The organism is Ramlibacter sp. AN1015 (genome assembly GCF_037726105.1).
In the GTDB taxonomy this organism is placed as follows: Bacteria; Pseudomonadota; Gammaproteobacteria; order Burkholderiales; family Burkholderiaceae_C; genus Ramlibacter.
Genome location: NZ_JBBJUM010000002.1, coordinates 188,086 through 201,905, shown reverse-complemented (window position 1 = coordinate 201,905; position 13,820 = coordinate 188,086). Strand labels below are relative to the sequence as shown.

Annotated in this window: 6 protein-coding genes; 2 read left to right on the top strand and 4 right to left on the bottom strand. The window is 72.8% G+C overall.

What is annotated here, in order from left to right; translation table 11 throughout:
• Positions 1–113 precede the first annotated feature (113 nt).
• Both WG922_RS03730 and WG922_RS03725 read left to right on the top strand, forming a co-directional pair.
• Positions 114–6,581, top strand: coding sequence for an SDR family NAD(P)-dependent oxidoreductase (locus WG922_RS03730; RefSeq protein ID WP_340280775.1), 6,468 nt, complete (start codon positions 114–116; stop codon positions 6,579–6,581).
• A 157-nt stretch (positions 6,582–6,738) separates the two neighbouring features.
• Positions 6,739–9,255: an ABC transporter permease gene (locus tag WG922_RS03725; RefSeq protein ID WP_340280774.1), complete on the top strand. Its 2,517-nt coding sequence runs from the start codon at positions 6,739–6,741 to the stop codon at positions 9,253–9,255.
• A gap of 31 nt (positions 9,256–9,286) precedes the next feature.
• Here WG922_RS03725 and mtgA read toward each other — a convergent pair whose 3' ends face one another.
• Genes mtgA through WG922_RS03705 form a run of 4 tightly spaced genes read right to left on the bottom strand, consistent with a single transcriptional unit; the run spans position 9,287 to position 13,788 of the window.
• Positions 9,287–10,024 carry a monofunctional biosynthetic peptidoglycan transglycosylase gene (gene mtgA / locus WG922_RS03720; protein ID WP_340280772.1) on the bottom strand — a complete coding sequence of 246 codons (738 nt, stop codon included), beginning with the start codon at positions 10,022–10,024 and terminating at the stop codon, positions 9,287–9,289.
• Positions 10,021–10,869: a shikimate dehydrogenase gene (aroE, locus tag WG922_RS03715; protein ID WP_340280771.1), complete on the bottom strand. Its 849-nt coding sequence runs from the start codon at positions 10,867–10,869 to the stop codon at positions 10,021–10,023. The genes mtgA and aroE overlap by 4 nt, the downstream gene beginning before the upstream one ends.
• Positions 10,870–10,882: 13 nt before the next feature.
• A complete protein-coding gene (locus WG922_RS03710; protein ID WP_340280770.1) occupies positions 10,883–11,737 on the bottom strand; it encodes an energy transducer TonB in 855 nt (284 codons plus the stop codon).
• Positions 11,734–13,788: a ribonuclease catalytic domain-containing protein gene (locus tag WG922_RS03705; protein ID WP_340280769.1), complete on the bottom strand. Its 2,055-nt coding sequence runs from the start codon at positions 13,786–13,788 to the stop codon at positions 11,734–11,736. Before WG922_RS03705 ends, WG922_RS03710 begins: the two co-directional genes overlap by 4 nt.
• Positions 13,789–13,820: the final 32 nt, after the last annotated feature.

The following is a 13,820-nucleotide window of genomic DNA, read 5'->3' as shown; positions in this document are numbered from 1 at the left end:
CAGGACAGGACGCAAGCGACCGCGAAAGACATTGAGGCAGAGACAAAGGTAGAGACAGAGACAGGGACAGAGCAGCGAGACAGCAGAGTCAGACAGGTCAGGGAGGGAAATGCATGACACAAGAGATCGAGCAGGACAGGGGTGGAGATGACGCAACGAGCGGCCAGATCGCCATCGTCGGCATGGCCGGGCGTTTCCCGGGCGCGCGCAACGTGGGCGAGCTGTGGCGCCTGCTGCGCGAAGGCCGCGAGGCCACGCAGTGGCTCGGCGACGAGGAGTTGCTCGGCGCCGGCGTGACGCCGGGCGAACTGGCCGACCCGAACTACGTCCGCGCCAGCCTGCCGCTGCCGGACATGGAGATGTTCGACGCCAATTTCTTCGGCTTCAGCAAGCGCGAGGCAGCCGTGCTGGACCCGCAGCACCGGCACTTCCTCGAGTGCGCCTGGGAAGCGCTGGAGGACGCGGGCCACCTGCCCGAACGCTTCGACGGCGCCATCGGCGTGTTCGGCGGCTGCGGCATGCAGGCCTACCTGCCCTACAACCTGCTCACCAATCCCCAGCTGGTGCAGTCCATGGGGCTGTTCCTGCTGCGCCACACCGGCAACGACAAGGACTTCCTCACCACCCGCGTGTCCTACCTGCTCGACCTCAAAGGGCCGAGCGTGGGCGTGCAGACCGCCTGCTCGACCTCGCTGGTGGCGGTGCACATGGCCGCGCAGAGCCTGCTGTCGGGCGAGTGCGACATGGCCCTGGCCGGCGGCGCCAGCATCGACCTGCCGCACCGGCGCGGCTACCGCTACGCCGACGGCGAAATCCTCTCGCCTGACGGGCACTGCCGCGCCTTCGACGACGAAGCCGCCGGCACCCTGTTCGGCAGCGGCGTGGGCCTGGTGGTGCTGCGCCGCCTCGACGATGCATTGCGCGACGGCGACCATATCTACGCCGTCATCCGCGGTTCGGCCGTGAACAACGACGGCAGCGGCAAGGCCGGCTACCTCGCGCCCAGCGTGGACGGCCAGGCCCGAGCCGCCGTCGAAGCGCTGGCGGTGGCGGACGTCGATCCGGCCAGCGTCGGCTACGTGGAGGCGCACGGCACCGGAACGCCGGTGGGCGACCCCATCGAGGTGGCGGCGCTCACCCAGGCCTACGGCGCCGCCGGGCCCGGCGCGCTGGGCCTGGGCTCGCTCAAGACCAACATCGGTCACCTCGACACCGCGGCCGGAGTGGCCTCGCTGATCAAGGTGTGCCTGGCCCTGCGCCATGGCCTGCTGCCCCCCAGCCTGAACTTCTCGCGCCCCAACAGCCGCTTCGACACCGCGCGCATGCCGTTTCACGTGCTGCACCAGCCGCGGCCGTGGCCGCGCGGTGCGCAGCCACGCCGCGCAGGCGTCAACTCGCTGGGCGTGGGCGGCACCAACGCCCACGTGATCGTCGAGGAGCCGCCGCAGCGACAGCGCCAGGCGAAGGGCGACGATCTGGCGCAGCCCTGGCAGGTGTTCACGCTGTCGGCGCGCACGCCCACTGCGCTGGCCGCGCTGCGCACGCGCTGGCTGGACTTCACCGCCGAGCCGCCGCCGGAGTTCACCCTGGCCGACGCCGCCTTCACCACCCAGGAGGGCCGTCGCGCCTTCCCGCATCGGCTGGCTGTGGTCGCACGCGACCTCGAGGGCCTGCGCGCCGGGCTGCGGGGCCCGCAGCCCGGTCGTCCGGGTCCGCAGCCGGCGCAGGCGGCGCGCACCGCACCGCCGGTGGCGTTCCTGTTCCCCGGCGGCGGCGCGCATTTCCCCGGCGCCGGTGCGGCGCTGATGTGTTTCGACGCTTTCCGCAGCGCGGTCGACGAGTGCCTGCACGCGCTGCCGCCGAACGCGCCGGCTGGCCTGCGCGACCGCCTGTTCGCCGGAACGCCCGGCCAGCCGGCCGATGTCGCCTGGCTCGAGGCGCCGGCCAATGCCATTCCGGCCCTGTTCATCCTCGAGTACGCGCTGGGGCGGCTGTGGCTCTCCTGGGGGCTGCGGCCGGCGGCGATGATCGGGCACAGCGCGGGCGAGTACGCGGCCGCCTGCCTGACCGGCATGCTGACGCTGCCCGATGCGCTATCGATGGTGGTGCTGCGCGGGCGCCTGTTCGAGGCCGCGCCGCCTGGCGGCATGATCGCCGTCGATCTCGGCGAAGTAGCGCTGCGGCCACTGGTGGAGCGATGCGGCGTGGACATCGCCGCCATCAACGCGCCCGACCTGTGCATGGTCTCCGGCAGCAAGGACGCCCTGGCCGAGCTGCAGCAGATGCTTGCGGCCGAGGGCGTCGAGGCGCGCCGGCTGCGCATCGACGTCGCCGCCCACTCGCGCCTGCTCGACGGCATCCTGGACGAGTTCCGTGAGGGCATCCGCGGCATTCGCGCGGCGGCTCCTTCGGTGCCGGTCATGTCCAGCTTGACCGGCGAGTGGATCACCCCGCAGCAGGCGGTGGACGGTGAGTACTGGCTGCGCCACCTGCGTCAGCCGGTGCAGTTCGCGCGCGGCCTGCGCCGCCTCATGGACGAGTTGCCCGATGCGATGCTGCTGGAAGTCGGACCCGGCCAGGGGCTGGGTTCGCTGGCGCGCCACAACGGCTCGGGGGCGCGGCATCCGGTGCTCGCCTCGACCGGCAAGGCCGACGATGCGGCTGGCGGCGACCTGCCCGCGGTACTGGGCAGCGCCGGCACACTCTGGAGCCGTGGCGTGCCGCTCGACTGGGCTGCCGTGCGCGGCCCGGCCAGCTGCCGGCGCATTCCGCTGCCCACCTATGCCTTCGACCACGAGCGCCACTGGATCGAGCCGGGCCGGATGGTGGCGGCCGAGGGCGCCGCGCCCCACGCTGGCGCCGCGGCGGTGCCGGCGCCGGCATCCGCGGCGCTGCAGCGGCTGCCCGCGGTGGACGACTGGTTCCATGCCGACGGATGGCAGCCGGCGCCGCTTGCGGCCTCTGCGGCCGGATGCACCGGCCGCTGGCTGGTGCTTGGCAGCGAGCTTCCGCTGGGTGCCGCGCTGGTGCGCGCCCTCGGCGACGCGGGCGCTGCCGTGATCGCGGTGGCGCAGGGCGCAGGGTTCGCGCGCCACGATGCCCGGCGCTACACCGTCGATTCGCAGCGGCAGGAGGACGTGCTGCAGCTCTTCGAATCGCTCGAGCGCGAAGGCTGCCTGCCGGAAGGGGTCGTTCACCTGGGCGCGCTGCGACCTGCCGCCGCCGCCGGGAACGGGCGCTACGCCGCCGCCGTCGCCGGAGCCTTCGACACGCCGGTGCTGCTGGCCAAGGCCCTGCAGCAGCTCGATCTGGCACAGCCGTGCACCCTGCTGGTCGCCACCGCGGGCGCGCAGGCGCCGACCGGGGGCGCCCCGACGGCGCCCGAGCAGGCGCTCGCGCTCGGGCCCTGCCGCGTCATCCCGCGCGAGCTGCCCCACCTGCGCGCGCGGCTGATCGATCTGGACCCGCACGCCTCCGAGTCCGACTGCGCGGCACAACTGCTCGCCGAAGCCGCCGCCACCGACAGCAAAGCCGACCTGTGCGCCTGGCGCGAGGGGCGGCGCTGGCAGCCGCAGGCGGCCCAGAAGGTGGCGCCGCAGGCGGGCGCGGCCAGCCGGGTGCGCGACGGCGGCACCTACCTCATCACCGGCGGGTTGGGCGGCATCGGGCTGGAGCTGGCCGAGTACCTGGCGCGGCGGCACCGGGCGCGCCTGGCGCTGCTGAGCCGGCGCGAGCTGCCGCCGCGCGCCCAATGGGCCGCCGTGGCGGGCCGTGCAGACGGCTCCGAAGCCAGCCGGCTGGCGGCGCGCCTGGTCGCGCTCGAACAGGCCGGTGGCGAGGTCCGCGTGCTGCAGGCGGACGTCGGCGAGCGCGCCAGCCTGGCGCGCGCCCTGGACGCCTGCCGCGCGGAGTTCGGCACGCTCGACGGCGTCTTCCACGCCGCCGGGGAGATGGGCGACGCTCCTCTGGCCACCAAGCCGCTGGAGGCCATGCACCGGCTGCTGTCGGCCAAGGCCCAGGGCGCGCTGCTGCTGCACGAGCTGCTGCCGGCGGGCTCGCTGGAGCTGTTCGCGGTGTTTTCCTCCACCAGCGTGGAGCTCGGCCCGCCGGGGCAGATCGACTACGTCGCGGCCAACGCCCTGCTCGAGTCGCTGGCGCTCTCGCGCCCCGACGGCCTGGTGCTGCGCTGGGGCGTCTGGGCCGATACCGGCATGGCGGCGCGCGCCGCCGGGACCGCGCACGCCCTGGCGGCGTCGGCCGCAACGCCGCTGCACCCGCTGCTCGGCGTGCGCGCCGATGCCGACGGCGCGGTGGTCTTCGAGGCGCTCTACGACGCCGCGCGCCTGTGGGTGCTGGACGAGCACCGCGTGGCCGGCCGCGCCGTGCTGCCCGGAACGGCCTACATCGAGATCGCCCGCGCGGCGGCGGCCGTCATCGACCCGGGCCAGCCGCTGGAACTGCGCTCGCTGTCCTTCGAGGAGGCCCTGGTGGTCGAAGGCGCACCGCGCCGGGTGCAGGTGCGCCTGCGCCCCGATGCACAGGGGCACGAGTTCCTGGTGCGCAGCCAGGGGCCGGGTGAGTCTGGCTGGACCGACCACGCGCGGGCCACCCTGCGGCGCGGAACGCCCGGGTTGTCGGCTGCTGCGCCGGCCGCGGGTCCGTGGGAGCCCGGCCGCGCACCGCAGGCGGGCAACAGCGTGCTGGCCTTCGGTCCGCGCTGGAACAACCTCGCGCGCATGCGCCTGTCCCAGCGCTCTGGTGTGGCCGAACTGGCGCTGCCGCAGCCCTGCCGCAGCGACCTGGACACCTGGAGCTGCCATCCGGCCATGCTGGACATGGCGGCCACCTTCGGGCTGCACCTGCTGGACGAGGCCGAACGCGCGGGTCGCCTCTGGGTGCCGGTCTCGATCGACCGTGTGCGCCTGGCCGCCCCGCTGGGCGCCGAGTGCACGAGCCGGGTCGATCTGCGCGGTCGCCCGGAACAGGGCATGGCCTGCTTCGACGTGAGCCTGCACGCTGCGGACGGCACGCCCGTGGCGGCCCTGGAAGGCTTCGCGATGCGGGCCATCGACCCGGCCGTGCTATCGCTGCCACGCCGTGGGGCGGGCGCGGCGCGGCCGCCCGGCATGACCGAGCAGCTGGTGGCGTGCGGCATCCGCGTGCAGGATGCGCCGGCGGTGTTCGAGCGCCTGTTCATGTTCGGCGCGCCGGTGCTCACCATCTCCTCGATCGATCTGCAGCAGGTGCGCCGCGCGATGGCCGCGCCGGCTGCCCGCACCGCGCGGCCGGCGGCCGAGCCTGGCGTCGCCGCGTCCGCCGTGTCTGCCGAGGCCGGCGCGGCGGCCGGGCTGAACCGGCTCGAAGCGGCCATCGCCCAGGTCTGGCGCGAGCTGCTCGGGGTGGAGGAGGTCGGCCGCGACGACGATTTCTTCGCCCTCGGAGGCCATTCGCTGGTTGCCGTGCGGCTGTTCGCGCGGCTGCGCAAGCAGTTCGGTGCCGACCTGCCGCTGGCCACGCTGTTCGAGGCACCGACCCTGGGACGGCTCGCCGCCCTGGTGGCCGAGATGCAGCCCGAGCAGGCCGCGGCCGAGGACGGCGCGGCGGCAGGCGGCGCTGCCGACAATGCGGGCGCCGAGGCGCAGGCCGCGGCGCCGGCTGCGGCCGAGGCGTCGGAGCGGCCCGCGGTTTCCAACGTCATCCCGCTGGGCAAGCGCGCCTGGTCGCCGCTGGTGGAGATCTGCAAGGGCACGCCGGGGCGGCAGCCGCTGTTCTGCGTTCATGGCGCCGGCGGCAACGTGCTCAATTTCAAGCTGATCTCCGACCGGGTCGGCACCGACCAGCCCTTCTTCGGGCTGCAGGCGCAGGGGGTCGATGGCCGTCTGCCGCCGCTGCGCACGGTGGAGGAGATGGCCAGGCAGTACCTGCAGGCGATCCGCAGTGTCCGACCGAGCGGGCCGTACCGGCTCGCCGGCTACTCGGCGGGCGGGCTGATTGCGCTGGAGATGGCCCAGCAACTGCGCGCCCAGGGTGAGCAGATCGAGCTGCTGCTGATGATCGACACGCTGTCTCCGGACGCCGCCCGGCGGCCGGTGCCGTTATGGCGCAAGCTGTGGCTGCTGCGCAAGTGGTCGCTGGCCTTCGCGATGGGCTGGCCCGCACGGCGCCGCCGCGGCCGCGAGATCGAGGTGCGCTACGGCCAGGCGCTGGAGCGCCTCGCGCGGGGCGAGCCGCTGCCGCCGGAGCTGGTCGACTTCCACCTGTTCCGTAACTTCATGGAGGCCCAGGCGCGCTACGAAGCGCAGTCCTACGCCGGCGACATGGTGCTGTTCAAGGCGCGCGAGTGCGAAAACCAGTACCTGCAGGCTGGCCGCACCCTCGGCTGGGAGCAGCATGTGCAGGGCGAGATCCATGTCATGCGGATCGACGGCTCGCACTTTTCCATGATGAACGAACCCGGCATCACGCAACTGGCCCACGGCATACGCGACGAGCTGGCGCGCCTGGACGGCAGCGGCCAGCCGCATGCCCAGGAGGCCCGCCCGGCCGGCGTGCGCGGCTGGTGGAGGCTGCTGGCGGGCTGAAGGCGCATCGTGCCGCGACGTCGCGCCCGCCGCTGCGTCGCGCAACGCGGCGATCGTCACGCCGCGCTCGCCACCGCAGGCCCGAGCGTCGCTTCGTGCCGGCGCCACCATATCCCGCAGCCGGCCGGCGCCGCGGCCTTCGGGTAAGGTGCCGGCCATGACAAGTTTCTGGCACCTGGGCTGGCGCAGCCTCTGGCGCGACCTGCGCGCCGGCGAGCTGCGGCTCGTGATCGTCGCGGTGATGCTGGCCGTTGCGGCGCTCACCGCTGTCGGTTTCTTCGCCGACCGCCTCAAGGGCGGCCTGAGCCGCGATGCGCGGCAACTGCTCGGGGGCGACGCGGTGGTCTCCAGCGACAACCCTGTACCTCCTGAATTCGTGCAGCAGGCGCGTGCGCTGGGGCTGGCGAGCGTCACCACGCTCGGCTTTCCGACCATGGGGCGCGCCGACGAGCAGCAGGGCGGCGCGGCACGGCTGGTGGCCCTGAAGGCGGTGGCGCCCGGCTATCCGCTGCGCGGGCAGCTGCAGGTGGCGCCGGCGCCTGGCGCGCCGGCGCAAACGACCCGCGAGATCCCGCCGCCCGGGGAGGCCTGGGTCGATGCGCCGCTGCTGGGTGCGCTCGGGCTGGCGATCGGCGATCCGCTGTTGCTGGGGGACGCGCGCCTGCGCATCGGGCGGGTGATTTCCGTGGAGCCCGACCGGGGTGCAGGCTTCATGAGCTTCGCGCCGCGGGTGATGATTCACGAGGCCGATCTCGCCGCGACGGCGCTGGTGCAGCCGGCCAGCCGCGTGCGCTATCGCTTCGCCGTCGCCGGGCCCGACGCGGCCGTGACGCGTTTCGTGGACTGGGCGCATGCGCGCGTCGATTCCGGCGGCGCGCGCGGGATGCGCGTGGAGTCGCTGGAAGCGGGGCGTCCCGAAATGAGCCAGACGCTGGACCGGGCCGAGAAATTCCTGAACCTGGTGGCGCTGCTGGCGGCCCTGCTCAGCGCGGTGGCGGTTGCGCTGGCGGCACGCGGCTTCGCGGGCCGGCACCTGGACGACTGCGCCATGCTGCGGGTGCTGGGGCAGAGCCAGCGCAGCATCGCGCTGGCGTATTCGCTGGAGTTCGCCGTGGTGGGGCTGGCGGCGAGCGTGCTGGGCGTGGCACTGGGCTTCGGCGTGCACTTCGCCTTCGTGCTGCTGCTGGCCGGCCTGGTGGAAACGGCCCTGCCGGCTCCGGGGCTGTGGCCGGTGGCCTTCGGCCTCGGCATGGGCCTCACGCTGCTGTTCGCCTTCGGGCTGCCGCCGGTGCTGCAGCTGTCGCGGGTGCCGCCGCTGCGCGTGATCCGCCGCGATCTCGGCGGCCTCAAACCCGCGTCCGCGCTGGTGCTGGCCGTGGGCGTTGCCGGTTTCGCGGCCCTGCTGCTGGCGGCCAGCAGCGATCTCAAGCTGGGCGCCATCGCGGTGGGGGGCTTTGCCGGCGCCGTGCTGCTCTTCGCGGGCCTGAGCTGGGTGGCGGTGAAGCTGCTGCGCCTGGCGGTGAACGAGGCCACGGCGCCGCGCTGGCTGGTGCTCGCGACGCGGCAGATCGGGGCGCGCCCCGCGTATGCCGTGGTTCAGGTGAGCGCACTGGCGGTCGGCCTGCTGGCGCTGGTGCTGCTGGTGCTGCTGCGCACCGACCTGATCGCCAGCTGGCGCCAGGCGACGCCGCCGGACGCGCCGAATCGCTTCGTGATCAACGTGATGCCCGAACAGGAGCAGCCGCTGCGCGAGATGCTGCGCGAGGCGGGGGTCACGCGCTACGACTGGTACCCGATGTTCCGCGGGCGCCTGGTCGCGGTGAACGACCGGCCGGTGGCGCCCGAGCAGTACACCGACGAGCGTGCGCAGCGGCTGGTCGATCGTGAGTTCAACCTCTCGCACAGCGCCGAGCAGCCACCGCACAACCAGGTGGTGGCGGGCGGCTGGACGCCGGGCGAGGCCGGCGCGGTGAGCGTCGAGGAGGGGCTCGCCGAGACGCTGGGGCTCAAGCTCGGAGACACGCTGCGCTTCGACATCGGCGGCGTCACGTCCGAGGCGCGCATCACCTCGCTGCGCAAGGTCGATTGGGGCTCCATGCGTGCCAACTTCTTCGTGATGTATCCGCTCGCGAGCATGCCCGACGTGCCGGTCACCTACATGGGCGCCTACCGCGCGCCCGAGCGGGCCGGCTTCGACAACGCGCTGGTGCGGGCCTTCCCCAACGTCACCAACGTCGATATGACCGCCACCATCAACCAGGTGCAAGCGGTGCTGGCGCAGGTCATCCGGGCGGTGGAGTTCCTCTTCGGCTTCACCTTGGCGGCGGGGCTGGTGGTGCTGTTCGCCGCGGTCACCGCCACCCGCGAGGAGCGGGCGCGCGAGTTCGCCGTCATGCGCGCGGTCGGTGCGCGCGCTTCGCTGCTGCGCCAGGTGCAGCGGGCCGAGCTGGCCGGCGTGGGCATGCTGGCGGGGTTCCTGGCGAGCGTGGTGGCGATCGCGGTGGGATGGGCGCTGGCCCGCTACGTGTTCGACTTCGCCTGGCGCGCCTCTCCCCTGGTGCCGCTGGCCGGCGCACTGGCGGGCGCACTGCTGGCGCTGGCGGCGGGCTGGTGGGGCCTGCGCGAGGTGCTGAACAGGCCGGTGGTCGCCACGCTGCGCGAGGCCGCGCAGTAGCCGGAGGGGCCCCGCCGGCGCCTCGGTCCGTTCAGGGCAGCGTCGCGGCCTGCATGCGGCCCTGGATGACGCCGGCGCGGTCGGCGAGGTAGGGCGACTGGGGCAGCCGCTCGAAATGACGCGGGCGCGGCAGCATGACCGCGAGCCGCGCCGCTTCGTAGGACGTGAGGCGGGCGGCGCTCTTGCCGTAGTAGCGCTGGGCCGCGGCCTCGGCGCCGAACACGCCTTCGCCCCATTCGACGCTGTTGAGATAGATCTCCAGGAGCCGCTCCTTGGTGAGCAGCGCCTCCAGCGCGAAGGTGAGCACCACCTCCTGTCCTTTGCGCAGCAGGGTGCGTTCGCCCGAGAGGAACAGGTTCTTGGCCAGCTGCTGCGTGATGGTGGAGCCGCCGATCACGCGGGGCGCCGAAGCGCGCGCGGGCTGCAGCCGGGCGCGTCGCGCCGCGCGTTCCTCGGCGCGCGAGTTGCGCTGCCACGCTTTCTCGAGCGCGTCCCAGTCGATGCCGTCGTGACGCACGAAGCTGTCGTCTTCCGAAGCGATCACCGCGCGCTTGAGGTGCTCGGAGATGCGCGGATAGGGCACCCACTCCTGGCGCCAGCGCAGCGGCTTGCCGGGCGTGGTGGCGAGGCGCCAGGCCTCCGAGCGCTGGAAGCTGGTGGACTGCGGGTCGAGCACCGCCATGAGCGCGATGCGCAGCACGAAGAACAGCTGCAAAACCAGCAGGGCCACCGCCACGAACAGCAGCCAGCGCAGCAGCGCCCGCTTCATGCGGCGGGCTGTTCCTGCGCCGCGCGCAGCTCGGCCAGCACCTGTGCGGAGGGCGGGCGCAGTCCGCGCCAGAGCGCGAAGGACTCGGCCGCCTGCTCGACCAGCATCCCCAGGCCGTCGCGGGCCTGCGCACCTTGGGCACGAGCCCAGGCCAGGAAGGGCTCGGCGGCAGGCCCGTACATCATGTCGCAGGCCAGGGCGCCGGTGCGCAGCACGCGGCCTGCCACCGGTACCTGCGCGCCGGCCAGGCTGCTGGCCGTGCCGTTGACCACGAGGTCGTAGCCCTCTCCGGCGTCGTCCAGCGACGCGGGCCGCAGCAGCACGCCGTGGCGCGCCGCCAGCGCCTGGTGCGCATGCACCAGTGCATCGGCCTTGGCAGGGGTGCGGTTGGCGACGGTGAGCGCAGCGGGGCCGGCCTCGATCAGCGGGCCCAGCACACCGGCGGCGGCACCACCGGCGCCGAGCAGCAGGATGCGCGCTGCGGCCAGACGGAAGCCGCCGTTGTGCTCGATGTCGCGCACCAGGCCGATGCCGTCGGTGTTGTCGGCCAGCAGGCCTTTGCCGTCGGGCTCGAAGCGCAGGGTGTTGCAGGCGCCGGCGAGCGCGGCGCGCGGCGTGAGTGCCGCACCGGCGAAGGCCGCGGCCTCGAACTTGAACGGCACCGTGACGTTGCAGCCGCGCCCGCCCGACGCGCGGAAGGCACGCACCGCGTCGGCGAAGCCTCCGAGCGGCACGAGCTGGCGCCGGTACTCGAGCGACTGTCCGGTCAGTACGGCGAAGCGGGCGTGGATCCAGGGCGACTTGCTGTGCGCCACCGGATTGCCGATCAGGCAATAGGAGTCCATGGCGGTCGAACCTTCAGCGGTTGGACAGGTTGGTCTGCAGGGTTTCTTCGCGGGTGAAGCGAAAGCGCGAGACCACCACGATCTGGTCGGCGCGCCGGCGCATTCCGTCGCTGAAGCGGCCGAACGGACTGGCGGCGCGGGCAACGCCGATGGCGTGCCGGTCGAGGGTGGCGTTGCCCGAGCTGTCCACCACCTCGGCGGTGAGCATGCGTCCATCGTGGTTGACGGTCAGCAGCATGGTGAGCTCGCCATAGATCTTGCTGCCGGCGAGTTCGGGAAAGTTCTGGGTGCCGCGGTCTTCGATCTTGCGGCGCAGCGCGTCGTAATAGACCGCATACACCGCCTCCTTGGTGGCGGGGCTGATGTAGCGCTTCTTGGGCCGGGCGTTCTCCTCGTTGACCCGGCGCTCGATCTCGGCGAGCAGCTGCAGCAGCTGGCGGCGCTTTTCTTCGCGTGCCTTGGCATTGGGGCTGTCGGCGCGCTTGCGCGGATCGGGCGGGGGCAGGGCGGCCAGCATGCGCTGCACCTGGGCGAGCAGCACCATCTGCTGCTCCTGCATCGCCTCGATTTCGCTGCGCGACTCTTCGGTCGAGTCGCCCGCGGAGGTGAGGGCGGACGGCGGCAGCGGGGAGGTGGCACGACCGGCCTCGGCATCACCGCCTCCGGCCAGCGAGAACTGGGCGATGGCACGGGCCTTGTCGGGCGTTTCGTTGCTGCGCGCGTTCACCAGCACCACTTCGAGCGGCGTGTCCTGGAACACGCGGTTGAACGCCTGGGGATCGACGAAGCGCACCGTGAGCAGCGCCGCATGGACGGCGACCGACACGGCGAGGGCGATCTGCAGGGTGCTCAGGCGCTTGAGGTTCACGAGGCCGGATTATCGGGGCCGGCCTCGGCGTCGGCGACATCGACCGCGATGGCGATCGGCCCCGCGACGGTTTCCTCCTCCGCGCTGTCGTCTTCGGCCGACACCGCGGCCGGCGTGAGCTCGCGGCGCTCGGTCACGGTGCCGTGCACGTCCAGCGCGATCTCGTCGATCTCGCCCAGGCGCACCCGCACGCCGCAGCCGCGCGGCAGCTCCGACGCACCCAGCACCGGCAGCACCAGCGGCAGGGTGTCGGCGCGCACCAGACCCTCCTTGATCACCGTTGCGTCGAGCTCGGCGATGCCTTGCTGGCGCAGGTATTTCAAGGTCCAGAAGCGCTCCATGCCCGCCTGGTAGGCGTTGTAGGCGCCGTAGGCCGCGTCGAAGCTGGAGATGATGGAGTAGAGCTCGGCGTCCTTGGGCTTGAACGGCGCGGCCAGTGCAGCGGTGCGGCCGTGGCGGGCGGCCGCGATGATCTGCCACTGGTTGACCAGGTCGGTATAGCGGCGCAGCGGCGAGGTGCTCCACGCATAGCACTTGACGCCGATGCCCGCGTGCGGCGCGGCCTTGGTGCCCATGCGCACCTTGACCCCGGGGGCCATGCTGGCCTGGCTGCGGTAGATGGCCGGAACGCCCAGGTCGGCGAGCCACTGGCCCCAACTGCTGTTGGCCAGGATCATGGCTTCGGCCACGATCAGGTCGAGCGGCGCGCCCCGACGGCGCACCCCGATCTCGACCTGCTCGTCACCCGTGGGCTCGCCCGCTTCCAGGTCCACGAGGCGGAAGTTGTAGTCGGGCCGGTTGAAGTTCTCGGGCTTGCCGCGTACCACCTCGCGCTGCGCCTTGAGGTGCCGCGCGAGACGCCACAGGAAGGACAGCGGCGCGCGCAGGGCCGCGACCTCGCCGGGCATGCCGGGAGCCTGCGCCGGCGCGTCCGCATCCTGCAGCCAGCGCTCGGTGATGACGGCGTCGAGCTGGTCGTGGCGCAGGTTCAGCGAAATCGGCACCCGCTCCAGGCGTGTTTCGGTCGATGCCACGGCCAGCGTGGTTTCGTCGAAGTGCACGTAGAGCGACACCGCGGGGCAGTCGCGCCCGGCCTCCAGCGTGAAGGCGCCGACCACCGCGTCGGGCAGCATGGTGACCTTGTGCCCCGGCATGTACACCGTGGACAGGCGCTGCCGCGCGATCTGGTCGAGCGCATCGGAGGGCTGCAGCGCCAGCCCGGGGGCGGCGATGTGAATGCCGACGACCACCGTGCCGCTGCCCAGGCCCTGCACCGACAGCGCGTCGTCGATTTCCGTGGTGCTGGAGTCGTCGATGGACCAGGCCTGCACCGGCGCGAGCGGCAACTCCGAAGTCGGCTGCGGCACGGGCACCGGAGGAAAGCCCGTGCCCTTGGGGAAGTGCTCGAACAGGAAGCGCTGCCAGTGGAACTGGTAGGCCGATCGGATGGCGCCCGCGCGCTGCAGCAGGGCGAGCGGAGCGAGCTGCGTGTTGCGCGCGGCCTCCACCACCGCCTTGTACTCGGGCGCGTTCTTGTCGGGCTTGAAGAGGATGCGATAGAGCTGATCGTGCACCGGCTGGGGGCACGTGCCGCCGGCCAGCTCGGCCGCCCAGGCGTCGATCTGGGCCTGCAGCTGCTTCTTCTTCTCGATGGCGCCCAGCGCCTGCTGCAGGACGTCGGCCGGCGCCTTGCGAAAACGACCCTTGCCGGCGCGGCGGAAGTAGTGCGGCGCCTCGAAGAGGCGAAACAGGGCCGCGGCCTGTTCGGTGAGGCTGGCGTTCTCGCTGAAATAGTCGCGCGCCAGGTCGCCGAATCCGAACTCCTCCTCGGGGGCGAACTCCCACGCCAGGTCCAGCTCGATGTCCCGCGCGGTCGCCTGGGCATCCGCGATCAGCGTGGCGGGAGCCGGCTTGTCGAACCTGAGCAGGATGCTGGCGGCCTTGACCTTGACGCGCTTGCCGGAATCCAGCTCGACCTGCGCGGAGGCCTCGGCTTCCGAGAGGATGCGGCCGGCCTGGAACTTTCCGGCTTCTTCGAAGAGAGCAAACATGGGGCGGGATTGTCCCATCCCCCGGCGGGCCA

Excerpts from the sequence above, each read along its gene's own strand:
- aroE (WP_340280771.1), bottom strand. The coding sequence starts at position 10,869 with ATGGACTCCTATTGCCTGATCGGCAATCCGGTGGCGCACAGCAAGTCG.
- WG922_RS03705 (WP_340280769.1), bottom strand. The coding sequence starts at position 13,788 with ATGTTTGCTCTCTTCGAAGAAGCCGGAAAGTTCCAGGCCGGCCGCATC.
- mtgA (WP_340280772.1), bottom strand. The coding sequence starts at position 10,024 with ATGAAGCGGGCGCTGCTGCGCTGGCTGCTGTTCGTGGCGGTGGCCCTG.
- WG922_RS03725 (WP_340280774.1), top strand. The coding sequence starts at position 6,739 with ATGACAAGTTTCTGGCACCTGGGCTGGCGCAGCCTCTGGCGCGACCTG.
- WG922_RS03730 (WP_340280775.1), top strand. The coding sequence starts at position 114 with ATGACACAAGAGATCGAGCAGGACAGGGGTGGAGATGACGCAACGAGC.